1 protein-coding gene is annotated in these 890 nt (G+C 61.6%); it reads right to left on the bottom strand.

What is annotated here, in order from left to right:
• Nucleotides 1-87 precede the first annotated feature (87 nt).
• Nucleotides 88-890: c-type cytochrome (locus BGN91_RS08315; protein WP_292612182.1), on the bottom strand; the 803-nt coding region annotated here is incomplete at its 5' end.

Raw genomic sequence — 890 nt, 5'->3', positions numbered from 1 at the left:
GGAAGACGTTATCGTGGGACCACCGATTGCGGTAGAACTCTTCCCACTTGCGCTCCCGGGGGTTAACGAGGTCAAGTATCCAGCTCATCAGTGTCTCCTCGGTGCGTTCGTCCGGCCGCGCGGCCTATTACCGTCTGTACCCTTAAATCTGCCAATCCAGCCGTCGGCATACGTACCCGTAAACCAACCACCGTTGTATGGACCGGTGCTTCGTCCAGTCGTAGGCGTAGCCATCATCGGACGTCGCACGCCGAACTTCAGCCGATTCCGCCAACGGAAGCCTGCGATCAAAAGCAGGATCACAGCACCCAGCCCCGTCAGGCCGGCCAATTGCCAGATCGCCGAAGCCGTACGCGTAGCCAACCCTTCTTGAGCAAGGAAAGCGGCCACATCCGCACGCTCCTGCGGGGTCGGCGGCTGCTTCGTCCAGACCGCCTTCATGGTCGGCGTGGGCAAGCCTGCAATCCACGAGCTAAGCCCGTTCGCTCCGCCAAGGCGCTTCGACACCTCGGTCAAATCAGGACCAAGATGCCCGCCGCCGAAGGCCCCGAGGCCGCCGGTGCTGTGGCAGGCCATGCACGGCGGTCCGCCGTTCGCAAAGCGCTCATTGCCGGTGAAGTATTCCTTGCCCTTCTCGGCATCACCCTTAAGAGCCGGCGCCGCAGCGGCAGACGAGCCACCGCCCCCGCCAGATCCCAGAAATGCAAGAATATTGTCAACTTCAGTGGAGCTGAGGCCCAGGTTGGGCATCTCCATGCCATGGAATTTGGCGAGCAGCTCGACCGCAATCGGATCCTTTTTCGCGATCATTGCGTCCGGCGCCGAGATCCAGGCGTGCAACCATTCGCTGGAGCGCTCTTTGGTGACGTTCTTCAGGTCGGGACCAACGA

The organism is Nitrobacter sp. 62-13 (assembly GCF_001896955.1).
GTDB lineage: Bacteria > Pseudomonadota > Alphaproteobacteria > Rhizobiales > Xanthobacteraceae > Nitrobacter.
The sequence above is the reverse complement of the archived record's forward strand: the minus strand, read 5'-3'. Positions and strand labels throughout refer to the sequence as shown.